Raw genomic sequence first — 19363 nt, forward strand, 5'->3', positions numbered from 1 at the left:
AAACTTATAATAAACTAATTTATGGCATTTAATAATATATACAAAGAAAAAAAAGTCCTTATTACAGGTAATACGGGGTTTAAAGGTAGTTGGCTTTCAACATGGTTACTAGTTTTGGGTGCAGATGTTTACGGGTATGCTAATAATATACCAACAACTCCATCTATATTTGAAACCATTCAATTAAACAAAAAAATCCATCATCGTTATGGAGATATCAGAGATAAAAAGCAAATGAATGATTATATACAGGAAATAAAACCTGATTTTATATTTCATTTAGCAGCTCAAGCCATTGTTTCAACTTCCTATGAAGAACCTTTTGATACTATTGAAACTAATGTAATGGGTACAACATGCGTTTTAGAAGCCATTCGGAATATTTCTTGGAAATGTACCTGCGTATTGATTACAAGTGATAAAGCATATAATAATGTAGAATGGATATGGGGATATCGTGAAAATGATTCCATAGGAGGAAAAGATGTATATTCCGGTTCCAAAGGAGCAGCAGAGCTTGTAATAAAATGTTTTTGGCATTCATTTATCAAAAATAAATCAAATATAAAATTAGGAGTTGCCAGAGCTGGAAATGTAATTGGAGGTGGAGATTGGGCGAAAGACCGGATTGTAGTAGATTGTATAAAAGCGTTTGCAAACAATGAAGTTGTTGAAATCCGATGCCCCAAGGCCACCCGTCCGTGGCAACATGTATTAGAACCATTAAGTGGTTATCTCACTTTAGGCAGATATCTATATGAAGAAATATCAGAAAACGGTGAAGCTTATAATTTTGGTCCTCGTGCAGAACAGACAAAGACTGTTTATGAATTAACACAAGATTTAGCCCGTTTGTGGGAAGATGATAAAACTAATGCGGTGAAATTAACAGATGATATTCCTTTCAAAGAAGCTACGTTATTAAAACTAAATTGCGATAAAGCACTGGTCTATCTTAATTGGCAGTCAACTTTACATTATGATCAATGTGTAAAAATGATTGTAGATTGGTATAAAGAATATTATGTCACTAAAACAACAAGTATGTATGACTTAACCGTAAGGCATATAAATAGTTATATGTCTGAAGCTAAGAAACAAAATCTCGATTGGACAAAATAAAAATGGAAGGAGTGACATTGCATCCTCTTAAACACATCATTGTACCTAAAGGGGATATTTATCATGCTTTGAAAAGCACGGATGAGGGATACAAGGGATTTGGAGAAGCTTATTTTTCACAAGTGGAAGAAGGGGTAGTGAAAGGCTGGAAACGTCATAACCGTATGACTCTTAATTTAATTGTTCCACTAGGACGTATTAAATTCATTATTTATGATGGCAGAGAAGAAAGCGTCACAAAAGGAACATTTGAAGAAATTATATTGTCTCCCAAAGAGAACTATCAGCGTTTGACGATTGCTCCAGGGTTATGGTTGGCTTTTTGTGGTATGGATAAAGGAACTTCTATGTTAATGAATATTATCCCAGAGCCACATGATCCGAAAGAGGCAGATAGAAAAGAAATAGACGAAATCTCATATAATTTTTAGGCATGAAAATATTAATAACAGGAGCTACCGGTTTTGTAGGAAAAACATTAGTGCCTTATCTTTATTCAAATGGTGTTACAGATATAGCCTTGTTGGTGAGGGACAAAAATAAAGCTACAGCTTTGTTTCCCAATATTCCATTGTCTTTGATAACTGTAAATAATGTAGAATGGAGAAGTGAAGTCATATCTTATAATGCAGATATTGTTTTACACATGGCTACTCTATTCAACACCAAATGTGATGCCCAGAATGCTTTTAAAATTATAGAAACCAATATATTACTAACAACACTATTATTAGAAGCAATTTCTCACACCGATTGTACCCATTTTATCAATATTGGCACTTTTTCCGAATACCTCTATGGAGCTGGTGAATACTTTCCCAATAATCTTTATTCAGCAAGTAAAACCGCTGTTCGCCCTATAATTAAATATTATCAAACCCAATCCACATGGAAATGGATTAATGTTATAATATATTCCCCCTATGGAAAGAAGAATGAACATAAAAAAGTATTAGATTATATGATTGATTCAATGGATGCTCCATGCCCCATAAAATTCAGCAAGGGAGAACAAATTTTAGATTTCATTCATGTAAATGATATAGCAAATTTTTTTCTTACATTGTTAAATAAACGAGCAATTTTAATTAATAACTTCTATGAATTCCATTTAGGAACAGGAGAAGGACATTCCATAAAAAAAATAGCAGATCTAATGGAAATTATCTTTGGAAAGAAAATCAAAGCCAAATGGGGTGGAATGGATTATCGCAAATTAGATACAATGTATGCCGTAGCTCCAATAGCTAAGAACATTGAAATACTGAATTGGCGAGCAAGGATTAGTATAGTTGAAGGGCTTAATATCTTAAAACAGGACATCTATGGATAATAACAATTGCATGGTTACTATTTCAATGCCAGTATATAAATCAGAAAAATATATAAAGCGTGCCTTTGTGTCAGCATTAAATCAAGATTTTAAAAACACAGAGATTTTGATCATAAATAATGGAAGTACTGATAAGAGTATGGAAATCATTAATGAAGTTATTGCAAACTATGAAGGGAATAAAGAAATCCGCATTATTAAACGAGATGTAAATATAGGGCTTGGCGATGCAAGAAATTTAGCAATAGAACATGCAAAAGGGGAATATCTATTTTTTATGGATAGTGATGACGAGATTACTACAGATTGTATAAGTAAGCTATATGGTAAAATGAATCAATTAGATGTAGACTTTGTTGCTGGCTCTGTTATCCTCAAAGGATTCACAAGTCTACGAGTAATAGGATGTTTTAATAAATATAAAGATGAACTGATACAAGGAGAATCTTCATTGTCTAATTACGTTTACCTGAAAAAGAATCACTTAAATATAACAACATGGAACAAGCTCTATAGTGTAAGTTTTCTAAGAAATAATAACATATTATGTGAACCGACTCACTTAAATGAAGACGAATTATTCACTTTTAAAGTAATATTAAAAACAAAATCTTGCTTTTTATCATCTGATGAAACATATCATTATTATATGAATGAAGATTCTGCTATGGGAACACACAGAAATTCATTCAATGAATTTTTGTGTAATCAAATGGTTGAGATAATAAGAAATAAAATAAAACTCATAAATGAATATGAACATAGTTTACTTGTTGACACTATAATAGTATCCATATTATATCAAAGTTTATCTAATGCTTATGCCATTTACCGTTTCCCAAACGTTAATAATGAAATTTTAGAAAGAACATTAAAACATCTATTATCTACCAATTTATCATTTAAGCAAGTTATACAACTCAAATGTAAAACTTTAACTCCTATTTTTATATATATGTATATGAAATTACCTTTTTATGTAAAGGTGAAAACTCTAACTTTATTATATATATTAAACTTTAACTGGTTCAATAGGATCCTATTTTTGAAAAATAAATAGATGTATTTACCACAAATAGTCATATTATTATTTAGCTTATTTTCATTTATTAGTTTTAAGTTAGAAAAGAACTGGACAAGTCCTTCTTTTATAACTTCGACTTTATGGCTTATAATTATTACAGCTTATAATTATCTGCCACATGAACTGTATAATCTTTCAAATAAATTTTATTATTCACTTTTACTTTGGGTTCTTCCTTTTTGTATTTTTTCTTCTTTATTTTCGAAATTCAATTTAAAAGTCCCTAAAATTCTAAAACAAGAATTCCCTAACTCAAATCGGATTAAAGCACTCTTGAATATAATGCTTATAACTAGTACATTACTTATATTTCTGCTTTATAAAATTTCACAAGGGAGTGATAGTATAGCAGGAACTATTCGGATGCTTTCTATTAATCATGAGTTACCTACCTCTATTTCTTTTTTGATGTATATATTCACTTTTGGTATTGTTTTTATTATATGCTATTTGTTAGAAAAGAATATAAATTATTCAAACAAATTTAAGGTTCTATGTATATTATATTTGATTCTAATCTTATTCCAAGGCAATAAGGGAACAATAGCTCAATTAATGTTTGCAACAATCTACATTTTACAATTTAAAAATAAATTAAATAAAAAGATATTCATTACTATAATTTCAGGATGCATATTTCTTATGAGTGCCGTTGTTATATTTAGAAATGATGCCGAAGATACAACATTAATTAATTATTTACTTATATATATATTATCTCCCCTTCCTGCTTTCGACATGGTACTAAATTCTGAATTTGTAGTATCTGGCGGATTCCCAGGAAGCATGACTTTTGCTGCTTTATTTAGAATATTCGACGCAGTAGGTGTAAATATCGGAATAAAACAATATCAAGTTGATTCATGGTGGGTTAATGTTCCTTTGCCGACAAATGTTTTTACTGTCATGCAAACTTTTTATATTGATTTTGGCTATTTAGGTATATTCTTCTTCTCATCATTATTGGGGATAGTCTGGGGGCAATTATTCAATTTTACCAAAAGAAATATTAGAGTTTTTGTTCTAATTTATGCTTTATTTTTTTATTGGTTATTCCTAACATTCTTTGCAGATTATATCTTCACTTTTTTTTCTATCAGTATTCAGATGATCTTTTTCTCAATGCTATTATATCTAAAAATCACATTAAGAAGTAAGTAACATAAACACTCATAACATCATTGATTAATAAGTTCTCATTAATAATTTCTCTATGAAAATATTACATATCACAAATACTCTTGAAGAAGGAGGGCTTGAAACTTTTTTATATGAATTGCTTCCTTTACTGAAAAATAATAATATTGATGTGGAGTTATTGGTTCTCGATAAAAATAAAGTAAAATTGAAACCGATTTTTGAAGAAAAAGGTATAAAAATTCATACAGGAAAGTTTAATTGTATATATAATCCATTGAATATCTTTATAATAAGAAAATATTTAAAAAAATATGATATTATCCATATTCATCTCTTTCCCACACAATATTTCGCAGCTATAGCTAAATTATTAATATTCAAAGTTCCAATAATGATAACTACGGAACATTCAAGCTATAATCGTCGTAGATCTAAATATTGGTTAAGATTAATTGAAACATTCATATATAAACAATATAGGTATATTACAACAGTTAGCTTTGAAGCTAAAAATTGCTTGGATAAATGGGCGAAAACTTCAAATAAGACTTATGCTATATATAATGGAATCAATTTAAATCAATATCATAATGCATCACCTCATCCAAGACAAAATTTAGGTTTTACGAATGATGATAAATTGATATTAATGGTTGCAAGATTTTTTTCTCAAAAAGACCACCTTACGCCAATAAAGGCATTATCACTAACACCTTTCAACACACATTTACTATATGTCGGTTCTGGAGATACAGTGGATTTTTACAAAGAAAAAGCTAAAGAATATGGAGTTGCAGATAGAATCCACTTTTTAGGTAGACGTTCCGATATACCCGAGTTAGCAAAAATGTGTAACATTGGACTTCTTGCCTCTAACTATGAAGGGTTCGGCTTGTCAACTTTAGAAATAATGGCAGCAGGAAAACCTGTAATTGTATCAGATATCGATGGAATTAGAGAACTTGTTAAAGGTTATGGGCTGTTGTTTAAAAATTATGATATAAATGATTTAGCTGAAAAAATAACATCTCTAAATGATCCTATTTACTATGAAAGCATAAGAATTCAATGTTTAAAAAGATCTAAAGATTTCGATATTTCAAAAACAGTACAACAGTATATTAAATTATATACCACCTCATATAATGAATAATCAACTAATATCCATCATTACCCCCATGTATAACGGGGAAAAGTATGTATCTCAGACAATAGAGTCGGTTATTTCACAAACATACCCAAATTGGGAAATGATTATAGTAGATGACGGCTCTAAAGATAACAGTCCACAGATTGTAGAAAATTATTCTCAAAAAGATAAGAGAATTAGATTAATATGGCAACCTAATGCAGGTTCTGCTGCTGCACGAAATAATGCATTGAAACATGCAAATGGTAGATATATCTGCTTCTTAGATGCTGATGATTTATTAGACAATCAGTTTCTCGAAAAACAGTTGCATCTCATTAAAAGTAAAAATGCAGGACTAGTTTATGCTTCTTATCGTCGTGTAAACGAGAATAATAAAGAAATACTTAAACCTTTTATTGTACCTAATAAAGTTAATTATAATGGTTTATTAAAAACGTGTTCTATATCATGTTTAACAGCAATGTTTGATAAAGAAAAAACAGGAGAAATATTTTTTAATGAATCTTTAAAAAGCATGAGAGATGATTTTGTTTTCTGGCTTTCTATGCTAAAAAAAATAGATTACGCTTATGGAAATAAAGACATTCTAGCTTCGTATCGTGTATTTGCAGCTAGTACAACCGGAAATAAAAAAAAAGTAATGAAACCCCAATTCATGGTATATTATAAAGTTGAGAAGTTAGGTTTGATAAGAAGCACTTATTATTTCATAAATTGGGCTATTAATGGTTTTTTTAAATATAGATAGATTTCATGGATTTAATTATAGGAGCAGGTGTGTCTGGAATTAGTTATGCTAATTTCACAAAGAATGATTTTATTGTCATTGAAAAAGAGAGTGAATTAGGAGGATACTGCAGAACAATTAAGAGAAATGGATATGTATGGGATTATTCCGGTCATTTTTTCCATTTTCGAGATTCTGAAATAGAAAAAACTGTTTGTAAAAACATATCTCCAAAAGCTCTTGTACAAGTAGAAAAGCATACTCAAATATTATATAATGGAAAATATATAGATTTTCCTTTCCAAAAAAACATTCATCAACTTAAAAAAGAAGAACTAATAGATTGCTTATATGATTTGTTTAATGTATCTGATGGAGAAAACTACTCTACATTTAAAGAAATGATTTACGCCAAGTTTGGTAAATCAATTGCAGAGAAGTTTCTTATTCCTTATAATGAAAAATTATATGCTTGTAATCTAGACATCCTTGATATGGATGCTATGGGGCGTTTCTTTCCGAAAGCCGATAAAGAGGAAATTATATTAAACTTCAAAGCAACTAATAATACTTCTTATAATAGCCATTTTACTTATCCAAAAGAAGGAGCAATAGAATATATTAGCTCGCTTGTAAAAAACATAGATTCAGATAAAATATTCATCGAGGAAGAACTTCAGAGCATTGATGTAAATAACAAGATCGCATTTACAACTAAACGTGAGATTAGGTATGATAATTTGATTTCAACCTTGCCTTTTCCCATTCTTCTTGATAAGTGCAGTGTAGAATATCCACAAGATATTTTCACTTGTAATAAGGTACTTGTTTTCAATTTAGGATTTGATTCAAAAGGAGATGATATAATTAACAATTGGATATATATGCCTAATAAGGATTTTATATTTTATCGGATAGGTTATTATGATAATATTATTGGAGGTGATAGGATGTCTTTATATGTAGAAATTGGATTTCCAGAAAAGGCTGAATTAAAAGATAATTCATATTATTTAGAACGGATATTGACAGACCTTAAAAAAGCAGGAATAATTTCTTCTCAAAAATTAATTGATTACGAGACAGTCTTAATGAATCCTGCTTATGTACATATTAATAAAAAAAGCACAGAAGCTTTAAATAAGTACAAACAATTATTAGCTGCCAATAATATATACTCAATTGGAAGATATGGTAGTTGGACATATTGTTCTATCGAAGATAATATTATAGAAGCAAGGTCTTTAGCTCATAGTATGAGGAGGATTATTTAGAGTTCCCTGAATAATTCAAGTTGTTGAAAGTGGAAAAAAATGGGAGAACGTAACGAGATAAAAGCTACTTTTGGAACTGGAAAGCGAATCTACAGAGCTAATGATATTGAGTAAAGTTGCTGGAAACGGCCAACTGTTGGACAGGTAAGGAGAAAATTATTCAGGAAGCCGAAGATAATTCCCAATTGGGTTATTGGAGATACACATAATTGGTTCTGAGTTTTGAAAGAAGGATTTTCTATCCAAAGAAAATGTACATCTGATTTCACGGTTGTTTAATATGCATCAATCAGGTGATTACGATGACCTTTTTGACTAGACAGAAGAAGAGGTACAACCTTTCTTTGATAAGAGAAATAACTTTTTGATCCTCATGAAAAAATTAACTACCTCAAAATAACCGAAAAAGCCCGTCACCCTCTCTTAGCAAGAGAAAATAACAGACTTTAAACTCTCAAACTTCCATTTCTGCATCCTCCCACTCCTCTTTCTGATAATACTAGTCGAGAATGATGAAAAATAGAAGGTAATTATCTTTCCAACTCACACGGCAAACAGTTTATACAAACACCCGATACCGCCCGCGGCCATCAGGCAATAACCGACTATGTTTATGGGTTGGATACCGGAGGATGTTCCCCAGTCGCCCTGCCGGAGAGCGAGAGTATCGCTCCGATCGCTGTCAGGGTCACTTCCGTTTGCTGCATCAGGAGAGACAGCAGGGTGATCGCCATCAGGAAAAGGACGAGGGTATGGATCGGGACAAGGGCAGTCACCGGTTGCCGGTTTTCGCTTGCGGGGAAAGATGATCCGGGCAAGACTGGTGAGGAAACTGAGAATTGTTTCGAGCACATTCATGATTGATTGAAAATTAATGATTGAAAAATGATTACGGATTAATGGGATTATCTTATCTTTGCATAATAACCAAGTAAAAGTATTGTCTTATGAAAAAATTGAATGAATATCCCATTGTAGAAAATAACACTTCTTCGGTAAAAGAACCGGAAGTAACATACAAAACATCTTATCCTTATATGTCAAGGGCCGAAGCTCTTAAACACGGAATGCCTCTGGAAGAATCCAAAAGACTTATCTTAGAACGGATTCATAGAGATTTCCAAAAATAAGCGATATGAATGAATTAGTTTTTAATTAATTTCCCGATCGACCGGCAAATCGAAACCAGCATTCGCCGATACGCTTCGCGGTTGTCGCCGTTGACTTCGCTGATATATTTGCTGTAACTGATTTTGAGGGCGAAGGCGGACGGATTGTTGCTGACGTCGGCGGCTGCGGTGTAGGCGTGACGGATCAGACGGGCATAGTCCATGAAAGAGTGTAACGGGTCGGGATATGTACGGAAAGAGAGGGAGTTCGTGCTTAGTTGCGTAGCGGTACCCGCCCACCAAACGTTCTTTTTACCGTAGGCGGTGATTCCGAAAAAGTTATGATATAAAAGACAAAGATCGCTTTGTCCCCAACCCGTTTCAATGGCAGCTTGTGCCAGGATCACTACCGGATTGATCCGGAAAGCTTCCCCGGCCTTTTGAGCCAGGGGAAAATACTGGGTGGTAAATTCTTGTTTCGTCATAATAAATAATTTGCCAATTTGCCAATATGACAATGTGCCAATGCTAATACCAAATGTTTGAAATGTTCCCACAATTGGCATATTGGCACATTATCCTATTAGCACATTATTACTCGATTACCGGTCTGTCATCTTCTCCGCTTCCGCCTTCTCCATCTTCTTTCTCCTCAGGATCGGAGAACGGGTCGAGACGGTCGTAACTGGTCTCGGAGATCAGTTGGCGCAACATGGCACCCGGGGTGAAGACGATACGGGCTTTCTTGAACAACATCGGGTCGAAATTTTTCAGGGTGGCGGAACCTTTGCTACCGGCTACCATACGGAAATTGCCGAACTCGCCCATCTGGATAACATTGCCGCTCTCGAGCAGCATACACAATACATAGATCAGACCGTCGATAACCAGTTCCACTTCACCGGGTTTGGCGGTGCAGTAACCGGATACCAGTTTACACAGTTTTTTGAAATTGGTCTTTTCCAACGAACGGATCTGACCGTAATACAATTGAGCGCCTTGGGCGGCTCCTTTGCTCATGTCCTTTTTGAGGACGATACGATACTTTAACGGCATAGCTTTTTTAATTAATAATTAATAATGAATGATGAATAATTCGTTGTGGATTCGGAAGAAGTTAACTGGTGTTATTCTCTTGAATACGTTACAAAGATATGAGGTGGATATGGGGCAAATGAACCGGATGGAACCGGGCGGGAATATAAGGGCACTTTTCATTGAATTCTTTTGAAAATAAAGCCTTTATAATTGGATTATTTTGTATATTTATAGCATAATAATCACACTCTAAATCATCGTATTATGAAAGATGAATTCCAACAAAAAACGTACAGATGGCAGGAATTAGCAGTTCTTTATGCCCCCGATCTGACTCCACATGCCGCCTCCAAAAGACTTACGAAGTGGGTATTGATAAACAAGGAGCTATATAAATGTCTGATCCGTTCAGGATGGACAAAAGGTTGTCGTATACTTTCACCTTTACAGGTGGGAATAATGGTTGATTTCCTGGGTGAACCATAATTCATTTATGGCTATAAAAACAATTGTATTTGATTTGAAAAACAGTTGTTTTTGATTACAAATACAATTGTTTTTGTGACTGAAAACTATTGTCTTCAAACCCTAAATAAACATCGCATGAAAAGGAGATTGAGTATATAGCAGAGAATGTCTGTTTTGCAGCGTAAATATTTTATTTATAATGCACAACTCAATCAAACAATATAAAAAAAAATTGCCGGGATCATAGGAAGAGATCTGGCTTTTGAGAAACTGGTCGAATATATAGAAAGCCAGAAAGAAAACGAAGAACTGATCATTTATTTAGTCCTGCTATTGGGAAGTAAATGCATAACCGGTCATAAATCGTGGAACAATTTAAGAACCAGCTTCTTTGAGAAGTATAAAGATTCTATCCTGCACTGGTGTGGTTATGACACGGTCAACCCGCAAGACGGACGCTTCGAAGTGGAAAACGAAGATTTGTTGTTTTGCCTGTTCGCCTTATTGAAACAGTTCGGTTTACTGGGAAAATGTTCTTACAAACAACTGGCCAGAATATTATACGCCACGTTCAATTTTACAAATACAATAAATACCATTTGCACAAAACTGAAAACAGTCTATCAGGAACATATTTACCAGGCTGTCATTCAGAACTTTATCAAGGAACTAAAGAAGTTGAAAAAGTAATGATTTGCTAAACATCCATTTTTATAACCAGCTGTAAAACAGCATTCTAAACAAATAAAAACCGGTTATTTCAGTAATACAGGGAGAGGCAGGAGCAATATACCTTTGTATCAGCAAAGTGAAATACGCTCTTTGATTCCTCTAAAAGCTGAAAAAAAATGCCGGAGGCCTTATATATCTTTATAAAGAATATTCTTTCTATATTTAAAGAGAAAAATAAGACCATCACCGAAGTCTAATATGAGACACATTAAAACAACTGGCAATCAACTCATTAAAGGACAAAATCCGTAATCATGCGCTAATATGAAATATCAACTAAAAAATTAGTATCATGAGATGTTCAAAAAGTATTGAAAATGAGAAGATTGCCTTAGACTACCTGGGAAAGACTTTCATAAAGATTCCCAGAAGTATAATGGATCGTTTAGACAGTGTCCGGTTGGTCGAACGCCAGATGGCCCGACTACATGTATGCCTGTTCGGGATTTGTTATCACACAGACGGATATGCGATGTTAAACAATCGCAAAGTCAGTTGCCGGAGAGGGGAATATGTCGGTACCCAACTCCGGTTGTCCGAAATTACAGGGATCAGACCCGGGTCATTGAGCCGGTTGATCGATAAACTGGTGAAACTTCAATTGATATCCGTCACTCATATACCGGGAGGAAGCCGTATACAGGTGAAGGGATATGATGTTTTCACCCGGATACAGGAAAGCAAAGAGACGCCAAAGAATGCACCGGCAACGGATGCAGCTGCTCAAATGGCCGAAGCTGAAAAAAACATGGGCGGACGAAGTATGCAGAATCCTACTAATCAACCTGATTAACAGCGCTTATGGAAACATTAGAATCTGTACGCCAGGTAGAAGAAGCCGTGATTTGTGCACTTCTGTCTTCCGAATCTGCCATCTGGCAGGTTGCTCCGGTATTGAAGCCGGAGATGTTCAGCGACCCTTTGTTATCTTTCATCTATACGGCCATCCGCACATTGAACGACCGGAGAGAAAAGGCAGACCTGGTCACAACCGATATAGAAATGCACCGATTGAACGAAAAGCGGTGGCAAGAGGTGAACGGGATCGCAGCGATCAATACGGTCATGACGCAGATACGTCATACGGGTAACCTGAAACAATATGTCGAAGAGGTGAAGCGGCAATATATGCTTCGTTTGCTGGCAACCTTGTTCACGACCTTGCAGGCAAAGGCTCACAGTTTCGATTCGTCCTATATGGCTCTGATCGAAGAAGCGGAATCGTCGTTACTGGAACTGAGGGAGGACGGGATTGCAGGTAAACAGATCTCCCGGATCGGTAAAACAGCGAACGATGTACTGAAAATGCATCGCGAACGACTGGAAAACGGCGTGGATACCATGCGTATCCGGACAGGTATCGAAGAGTTCGACTATGTGACCGGAGGACTTTACAAAGGCGAACTGACAGTCGGGGCCGGACGTCCCGGTGACGGAAAAACGGCTGTCGCCATGCAGATTGCGGTGAATGCCGCAATGGCGGGAAAGCATGTCTGCTTCTTCAGTCTCGAAATGACGGCTTTGCAGACAATGAACCGTTTGTTTGCCGGTTACGGTGGTGTGGATGCCAACCATTTGCGTATCGACGGCGCCAATCCGGACGACCTGGCTAAAATGGAAAAAATGGCAGATGAGTTCCAGAATCTTCCGTTATATTTCGACCATACCTCGGCAAACAGTGTGGAAAACATACGTGCCCAGGTGATGCTCCAGAAACGTAAGAAACAATGTGACCTGGCAGTGGTAGATTATCTTCACCTGATGAAAATGGAGAATCACGGAAAAGATACCGTAGACCAGATGATAGGTCGTAATATACAGGGCTTGAAACAACTGGCACTGGATGCCGATATCCCGATACTTGTTCTTTCGCAGATGAACCGTAACAGTGTGAACCGGGCCGACAAGGCACACATCCCTGATTTGCATGACCTACGGGATTCGGGTGTGATCGAACAGGTAGCCGATTGTGTCTACTTCGTTTATATCCCCGAACATTACGGGATCACGACAGACGAACTCACCGGCGAGAGCTTGCATCTGGTAGGAAAACTATATATAAGAAAGACGCGTAACGGTTCGACAGGGATTGCCCGTTACCGCTATAATGAGAGTTATACCCGGATCACAAACTATATACGCAGACGATCATGACAAAGAAAGAGATAGAAGAATTGAAATCGTCACTCCATATAGAAGAGGTGATCGGAAAATCCGTAAAGCTGGAACGGAAAGGGGCTAACTATATCGGACTTTGTCCGTTTCACAACGACCACCATCCCTCACTCATGGTGAATCCTGAGAAGCAAACTTTTCATTGCTTTGCCTGTGGGGAACATGGGGATGCGATCGGGTTCATAGAGAAGATGGAACATTGCGGGTTTATGGAAGCGGTTGGAAAGTTGGCATTCGACAGAGAGAAGTTGACAGGTAGAAAAAAAAGAAATATAAATAGCGATGCGAAGCATCTGTCAACTGTCACTCGTCAACTGTCAACTGAAAAAAACTTACAGTTTCTTTCCTCCCTCCTTCCCTATGCATGCGGTAATTCGGAATTAACGCCTTCATATCTGGATTTTGAGGTCGGACAATCGCCTGTAAACGTTCCGAGGGAATGGTATATCATGCGTAACCGTATCATTTTTCCGATCCGGGATGAAGCCGGAGAGCTAGTAGCCTTCGCTGCCCGCCGGTTAGCGGATGGAAAGCGGGATGAACCGAAATATATTAATAGTTCGACAGCTGACGGATACAAAAAGAGTGAAAACCTCTATGCTCTTTACCGGGCAAAGAGAGGGATTGAAGAGCAAGGTTTTATTTTCCTCGTAGAAGGTTACAAAGATGCAATTGCCATGCATGCAGCCGGCTTTACCAATACGGTAGCCCTGTGCGGAACGGCGTTGACCGCCGGACAGCTTATTTTGCTGCAAAAGTATACGAAGCGAATCTGTCTATTGCTCGACGGAGACATACCGGGACGGGAAGCTGCCCGCAAAATATCCTTATCGCTCGATCCGGCTTCGATGGAGGTGCAAACGATCCCGCTGCCGGAAGGTGAAGACCCAGATTCCTTATTCCGCAGACTCGGCAAAGATGCTTTTGTTTCCCTGATCCATAGATACCAATCGAAGCCTCACCTGTCGGAAGAGTTGTTGCTGACAGCCAGCCTGTTGTTTGCGGATACTTATTATATGTTCAAAGGTTCGCTTTGTCTTTTTGCCGAATTATTGAATAGCATCCTGGAAACGGACAACTTACTTTTGGAAAATAAAGAGAACCGGATGATACTGGCACATCTGGCCGAAGGGTATTTGGAATCGGACCTCCCACCGGCATTAAAAGAGATAGCCGATGAACTGCATACGGAATATGATCTATTGGTTTACAATGAAAAAGAACAGTTCGAATCTCTTTACCCGCACGCTACGAACGTAATGGATATGTACCTGACCCGGTTATTCTTTTTATATACGGAAAACCGTATCCTCCGGGATATACAAAAACAGGTTCGCCTGTTATTGGAAACTACCCCTGAAAAGAAAAAGAAACGTCTCGCCATCCTTGTCCATATTGCCGAACGTCGCGAACAGCTACGTCACGTATCGGAGAATCTGGATAGGCCGGGAGCCGTTTGGTATTGATATTTCTAAAATCGAAATAAATGAAATTTGTAACAAACTTACTACTTATGGGAGGCATCTTTATGCTTCCCGTATCCTCTTATGCTCAGTTTACCAAGGGATTGAATTACCGGACAGAGACCGGGATCAGCTTTAGCGGAGGGGAACATACGCCTTTCTGGCTGACAGCCAATAAACAGGGACTTTCGTCTATCGAAAAAAACAGCGGATACCTCCGTGCCGGAATCTTCCGGGAGATGGAAGACGATAAACGTTTCTCCTATGCTTTTGGTGCGGATCTGGCTGTTGCCTATAATTTCACGTCCTCCTTTATCATACAACAATTGTACGCAGACCTCAAATACCGTTGCCTGCAACTGAGTATCGGAAGCAAGGAACGGCACAGTGAATTCAATAATCCGATTCTCAGCAGCGGTGGGCTGACATTTTCAGGGAATGCACGTCCGATCCCTCAAATTCGTATCGGTATTCCTGAATATACGCTTGTACCGGGTACCAAAGGATGGCTGGCATTCAAAGGTCATATTGCTTACGGCATGTTTACCGACGACGGATGGCAAAAGGATTTTGTAGCTCCGGGAAATAAATATACGGAACATGTACTTTATCATTCCAAAGACTTATATGTAAAGATCGGTAACCGGGAGAAATTTCCGCTGATCCTTGAAGGGGGATTGGAAATGGCTGCACAGTTCGGAGGGAATGCGTTTATCGGAGATGAAAAGACAGATATGCCAAACGGGATAAAGGATTTTTTCAAGGTGTTTATTCCCAGTGGAGGTAGTAGCGAAACTCCAATGGGTGAACAAACAAATATTTACGGGAACCATTTGGGTAGTTGGAACTTTTCACTCACTTGGTATGCTCCCGAAAATTGGACAATCCGCCCTTATTATGAACATTATTTCGAGGATCATTCTCAGATGTTCGGCGAATATGGTTGGAAAGATTGTCTGGCGGGAATAGAGATTACATTTCCCAGAAATCCAATAGTTAGCAGTTTTGTCTACGAATATATTTCAACAAAAGATCAGACAGGGCCTGTCTACTGGGATCATACACCTGAGATACCGGAGCAAGTAAGTGGTACAGATAATTATTATAACCACTATATTTATAGTGGATGGCAACATTGGGGAATGGGTATTGGGAATCCGCTCGTCATCTCTCCTATTTATAATACTGACGGTGATATTAGTTTTAAAAGCAACCGGATGCAAGGACATCATTTTGGGATAATGGGTAACCCTTGTGCCGATTTACAATATCGTATTCTTTTATCGGTTTCCCGAAATTGGGGTACTTATGTACTCCCTTTTTATGAAATCAAGAAAAATGGAAACGCTTTGGTCGAATTGAAATATACACCGCACCAATTAAACGGATGGGACTTCACTGCCTCATTAGGCATAGACCGGGGTGCTATGCTGGGGAAAAGTACCGGAGGAATGATAACGATCAGAAAAACAGGATGGATACGATGAAAAAAGGAATATTTTTTACGCTGCTGATTTTATTTATCAGTGCGTGTGGTAAAATGCCTATCAACGGTGATCTGGATGGCCGTTGGCAGATTATGAAGATAGAATATGCTTCCGGAGAGGAAGAAACACCTGAACGGGCTTATTATAGTGTGGCATTACATACAATCAACCTAATGCAGGTCGGTGTTTCCAATCAAACCGGAAATATGGAGTATACCGGAGATTCACTGTTTGTAACCATGCCGATCAGTACAGTCGAAGATTTATTGCCTTTCGGCATGAACGGAACAGAACAACGTTTCGGGGTAAAAGAATTAACATCTAAACATCTGGTTTTACAATCGGACTATGCCCGGTTAGAGTTCAGGAAATTTTGATCTGAAATTTATATGAGGATGTTTCAATTATTTTCAATAATAAGCCAATTTGCTAATGTGCCAATATGCCGATGGAGATAGCAATAGGTTCAATTATTGACAGATGTGAAGCAATATAACCGGCTTCGTAGGGGCAGGTTCCAAACCTGCCCGTTGTGACGATTACATCCTGTTGATATTGGGCGGGTTTGGAACCCGCCCCTACGAGGTCTGTTGTATAGGTTCACTTTTTTCTATTTTAAAATATCTTTTTCAATTGAAATAACAAAAACAAACAACAATATGAATACCGTAATCAGAAATGTATTAATGGGGGGATTGCTGTTGCTGTCGGTTCCGATGGCGGCACAGGTTCCCCAGGATTTGATCGACAAGGCGAAAGCTGCCGGAATGACGGAAGAGCAGATACGGCAGGAGATCACTAAAAGGATGGGGCAGTCGGGGACAGAGCAAATGCCCCAAAGGGCTTCCGATGCAACGGTTTCCGACCGGATCGTTGCTATTCCCGAAGGAAAAGAAGAAACAACGCTGGAGGAACAACGCCGGAGGAATCTTCCGGAAAATGATCTGAAAGAAACAGTTTTCGGACGGGAGATATTTTCAAACAAGAACCTGTCGTTTGAGCCGGATCTTAACATACCGACTCCCAGGAACTATATCCTGTCGGCCGGCGACGAGTTGTTGATCAATGTATGGGGAGACTCGGAACTGAATATGAAACTGAAAGTCTCTCCCGAAGGAACTATCCTGATCCCCAACCTGGGCCCTGTTTCAGTGAGCGGTCTGACTATCGAAACCGCCGAAAATCGTATCCGGCAGGAGCTGGGACGTATCATGTCTACCCTGTCTGGTACTACAGACGGGGCCAATACATTTGTTTCTGTCAGCCTGAGCCAGATACGCAGTATAAAAGTAAATATCGTCGGAGAGGTAATCGCCCCGGGAACTTATACCCTACCCTCTTTTGCCACCTTGTTCAACGCATTGTACGCAGCCGGTGGAGTAAACGAGATCGGTTCGCTGCGTGGTATCAAAGTCTATCGCAACAGCAAGGAGGTGGCTAACCTGGATGTATACGATTATCTGTTGAACGGAAAATACGGCACCAATATCCGGTTGGAAGAAAACGATATGATCATAATCCCTCCATACGACCAACTGGCTGTGGTACGCGGAAAAGTGAAACGTAACCGCATTTTTGAAATGAAGAAAGGGGAAACGTTACAGCAATTATTGAATATGACCGGAGGATTTACCGGGGATGCATATACCAAAGATGTCCGCGTAAAACGTAAAGCCGGCAGCCGCTATCAGATTGCCACCGTTACGGAAGACAAATACCCGACCTTCACGATGATGGATGCGGATTCGCTGTTGGTAGACTCGGTAATTCCGTTCTACGAAAACCGCTTGACGATTACAGGAGCCGTATGGCGTCCGGGAGAATATGAATTAGGTACGACAGTACGTACAGTCAAAGATCTGGTTAAGCAAGCTGCCGGCCTGAAAGGAGATGAATTTGCCGGACGTGCACAAATCACCCGGTTGAATCCCGATTTCACAACAACGGTTGTTGCGGTGGATATACGCGGCATACTCAACGGTACGTCTCCGGATATAGAATTGAAAGCGGAAGACAAATTGGAAATACCCTCCCTGTTCGATCTTCGCGAACCTTATACGATAAAAGTCAGTGGAGCAGTCAACTACAAAGACACGGTGTTACCTTACCGCCATAGTCTAACCATAGAGGACGCTATCATTATGGCCGGAGGCCTGCAGGAATCTGCGGCTACAGTAAATGTTGAAGTTGCCCGCCGTATTAAAAACCCGAAAGCAGAACAGAACAGTAGCCATAGGGCCGAAGTATTTAACTTCACATTAAACGATAACCTGGGACTGATTCCTGCCGATGGGACTACAACCGGAACGATCTTCACATTGGAACCTTTTGATGAAGTGTATGTTCGTTTCTCACCTGGTTATCTGGAACAACAAGTTGTACGAATCAATGGTGAAATCACTTTCTCCGGTGATTATGTGCTTGCTGAAAAGAATTCACGCCTGAGTAATATCATTCAAAAAGCCGGTGGAGTAACCCCGGATGCTTATGTCAAAGGAGCCAGTTTAAAACGCAAACTGACAGAAGACGAAATGCGCCGTCTTGAAACGTTGATGGATCTGAGTACAAACAAACAAAGTCGCGATTCAGTGGCTTTATCACTGGATAATATCAAAGATTATTCAGTCGGTATCGATCTGGAAAAAGCTTTAGCCAATCCCGGAAGTTCTCACGATGTAGTATTACGTGACGGAGACATTCTTTACATCCCGCAGCTACAAAGCACAGTAAAGATAAACGGAGCCGTCACTTATCCGAACAGTGTGACGTATACGAAAGGAATGTCGGTGGGTGATTGCCTATCGCAAGCCGGAGGATATAACGATATTGCCCGTAAATACCCGATCGTTATTTATATGAACGGAAAAGTCGCTACCACAAAGAAAAGACTCATTTTCTTCAAACATTATCCAAAAGTCGAACCGGGATGTGAAATCGTGGTACCGACCAAGACACAACGTGATCGTAAGACTGGTTTGGCAGAGATATTGAGTATAGCCAGTTCAACGACTTCAATGGCAGCAATGGTTACCTCTATTATTAACAATATGAAATAATA

At 38.0% G+C, this 19363-nt stretch carries 20 protein-coding genes; 17 read left to right on the top strand and 3 right to left on the bottom strand.

The annotated features are described in order from the left end of the window. The first annotated feature begins 21 nt into the window (after nucleotides 1-21). The 8 genes from rfbG to QZ076_RS13880 are packed head-to-tail and all read left to right on the top strand — an operon-like array spanning nucleotide 22 to nucleotide 7833. Nucleotides 22-1122, top strand: coding sequence for a CDP-glucose 4,6-dehydratase (rfbG, locus tag QZ076_RS13845; RefSeq protein ID WP_293713924.1), 1101 nt, complete (start codon nucleotides 22-24; stop codon nucleotides 1120-1122). Nucleotides 1123-1124: 2 nt separating this feature from the next. Further along, nucleotides 1125-1553: a dTDP-4-dehydrorhamnose 3,5-epimerase gene (locus QZ076_RS13850; RefSeq protein WP_293713970.1), complete on the top strand. Its 429-nt coding sequence runs from the start codon at nucleotides 1125-1127 to the stop codon at nucleotides 1551-1553. A 2-nt stretch (nucleotides 1554-1555) separates the two neighbouring features. Continuing rightward, complete coding sequence (locus tag QZ076_RS13855) at nucleotides 1556-2455, top strand: NAD(P)-dependent oxidoreductase (RefSeq protein WP_293713925.1); 900 nt, start codon at nucleotides 1556-1558, stop codon at nucleotides 2453-2455. Beyond that, a complete protein-coding gene (locus tag QZ076_RS13860) occupies nucleotides 2448-3515 on the top strand; it encodes a glycosyltransferase family 2 protein (protein ID WP_293713926.1) in 1068 nt (355 codons plus the stop codon). The genes QZ076_RS13855 and QZ076_RS13860 overlap by 8 nt, the downstream gene beginning before the upstream one ends. Continuing rightward, a complete protein-coding gene (locus QZ076_RS13865) occupies nucleotides 3516-4700 on the top strand; it encodes an O-antigen polymerase (RefSeq protein WP_293713927.1) in 1185 nt (394 codons plus the stop codon). It abuts the gene before it with no gap. 52 nt (nucleotides 4701-4752) lie between these two features. Further along, nucleotides 4753-5832: a glycosyltransferase gene (locus tag QZ076_RS13870; RefSeq protein WP_293713928.1), complete on the top strand. Its 1080-nt coding sequence runs from the start codon at nucleotides 4753-4755 to the stop codon at nucleotides 5830-5832. Beyond that, the gene (locus QZ076_RS13875; RefSeq protein WP_293713929.1) at nucleotides 5825-6580 is read left to right on the top strand and encodes a glycosyltransferase family 2 protein; all 756 of its coding nucleotides are present in this window, start codon (nucleotides 5825-5827) and stop codon (nucleotides 6578-6580) included. The genes QZ076_RS13870 and QZ076_RS13875 overlap by 8 nt, the downstream gene beginning before the upstream one ends. Before the next feature lie 5 nt (nucleotides 6581-6585). Then, nucleotides 6586-7833, top strand: coding sequence for an NAD(P)-binding protein (locus tag QZ076_RS13880; protein ID WP_293713930.1), 1248 nt, complete (start codon nucleotides 6586-6588; stop codon nucleotides 7831-7833). Between the two features lie 543 nt (nucleotides 7834-8376). Here the strand turns inward: QZ076_RS13880 and QZ076_RS13885 are convergent. Next, nucleotides 8377-8691, bottom strand: coding sequence for a hypothetical protein (locus tag QZ076_RS13885; protein ID WP_293713931.1), 315 nt, complete (start codon nucleotides 8689-8691; stop codon nucleotides 8377-8379). 89 nt (nucleotides 8692-8780) lie between these two features. Between QZ076_RS13885 and QZ076_RS13890 the strand changes: the two genes are divergently transcribed. After that, nucleotides 8781-8963, top strand: a complete 183-nt coding sequence (locus tag QZ076_RS13890; RefSeq protein WP_293713932.1) for a hypothetical protein — start codon at nucleotides 8781-8783, stop codon at nucleotides 8961-8963. A gap of 14 nt (nucleotides 8964-8977) precedes the next feature. Here the strand turns inward: QZ076_RS13890 and QZ076_RS13895 are convergent, their stop codons facing one another. Then, entirely contained in the window at nucleotides 8978-9427 is a 450-nt protein-coding gene (locus QZ076_RS13895; RefSeq protein ID WP_293713934.1) for a glucosaminidase domain-containing protein, read from the bottom strand. Between the two features lie 109 nt (nucleotides 9428-9536). Then, complete coding sequence (locus tag QZ076_RS13900; RefSeq protein WP_293713935.1) at nucleotides 9537-9998, bottom strand: HU family DNA-binding protein; 462 nt, start codon at nucleotides 9996-9998, stop codon at nucleotides 9537-9539. Between the two features lie 246 nt (nucleotides 9999-10244). Between QZ076_RS13900 and QZ076_RS13905 the strand changes: the two genes are divergently transcribed. From QZ076_RS13905 to QZ076_RS13940, 8 genes are all read left to right on the top strand, one after another. Beyond that, entirely contained in the window at nucleotides 10245-10466 is a 222-nt protein-coding gene (locus tag QZ076_RS13905) for a DUF4248 domain-containing protein (protein WP_293713936.1), read from the top strand. A gap of 315 nt (nucleotides 10467-10781) precedes the next feature. Beyond that, nucleotides 10782-11138 carry a hypothetical protein gene (locus tag QZ076_RS13910; RefSeq protein ID WP_293713938.1) on the top strand — a complete coding sequence of 119 codons (357 nt, stop codon included), beginning with the start codon at nucleotides 10782-10784 and terminating at the stop codon, nucleotides 11136-11138. 334 nt (nucleotides 11139-11472) lie between these two features. After that, a complete protein-coding gene (locus tag QZ076_RS13915; protein ID WP_293713940.1) occupies nucleotides 11473-11973 on the top strand; it encodes a MarR family transcriptional regulator in 501 nt (166 codons plus the stop codon). Nucleotides 11974-11981: 8 nt separating this feature from the next. Then, nucleotides 11982-13334 carry a DnaB-like helicase C-terminal domain-containing protein gene (locus QZ076_RS13920; RefSeq protein ID WP_293713942.1) on the top strand — a complete coding sequence of 451 codons (1353 nt, stop codon included), beginning with the start codon at nucleotides 11982-11984 and terminating at the stop codon, nucleotides 13332-13334. Then, nucleotides 13331-14821, top strand: coding sequence for a CHC2 zinc finger domain-containing protein (locus QZ076_RS13925; protein WP_293713944.1), 1491 nt, complete (start codon nucleotides 13331-13333; stop codon nucleotides 14819-14821). Before QZ076_RS13920 ends, QZ076_RS13925 begins: the two co-directional genes overlap by 4 nt. A 20-nt stretch (nucleotides 14822-14841) precedes the next feature. Then, the gene (locus QZ076_RS13930; protein ID WP_293713946.1) at nucleotides 14842-16305 is read left to right on the top strand and encodes a capsule assembly Wzi family protein; all 1464 of its coding nucleotides are present in this window, start codon (nucleotides 14842-14844) and stop codon (nucleotides 16303-16305) included. After that, nucleotides 16293-16682, top strand: a complete 390-nt coding sequence (locus tag QZ076_RS13935) for a lipocalin-like domain-containing protein (RefSeq protein WP_365325733.1) — start codon at nucleotides 16293-16295, stop codon at nucleotides 16680-16682. Before QZ076_RS13930 ends, QZ076_RS13935 begins: the two co-directional genes overlap by 13 nt. A gap of 282 nt (nucleotides 16683-16964) precedes the next feature. After that, nucleotides 16965-19361, top strand: coding sequence for an SLBB domain-containing protein (locus QZ076_RS13940; RefSeq protein WP_293713950.1), 2397 nt, complete (start codon nucleotides 16965-16967; stop codon nucleotides 19359-19361). Nucleotides 19362-19363: the final 2 nt, after the last annotated feature.

Origin of the sequence: uncultured Parabacteroides sp. (assembly GCF_905196875.1) — a bacterium.
Lineage (GTDB): Bacteria > Bacteroidota > Bacteroidia > Bacteroidales > Tannerellaceae > Parabacteroides.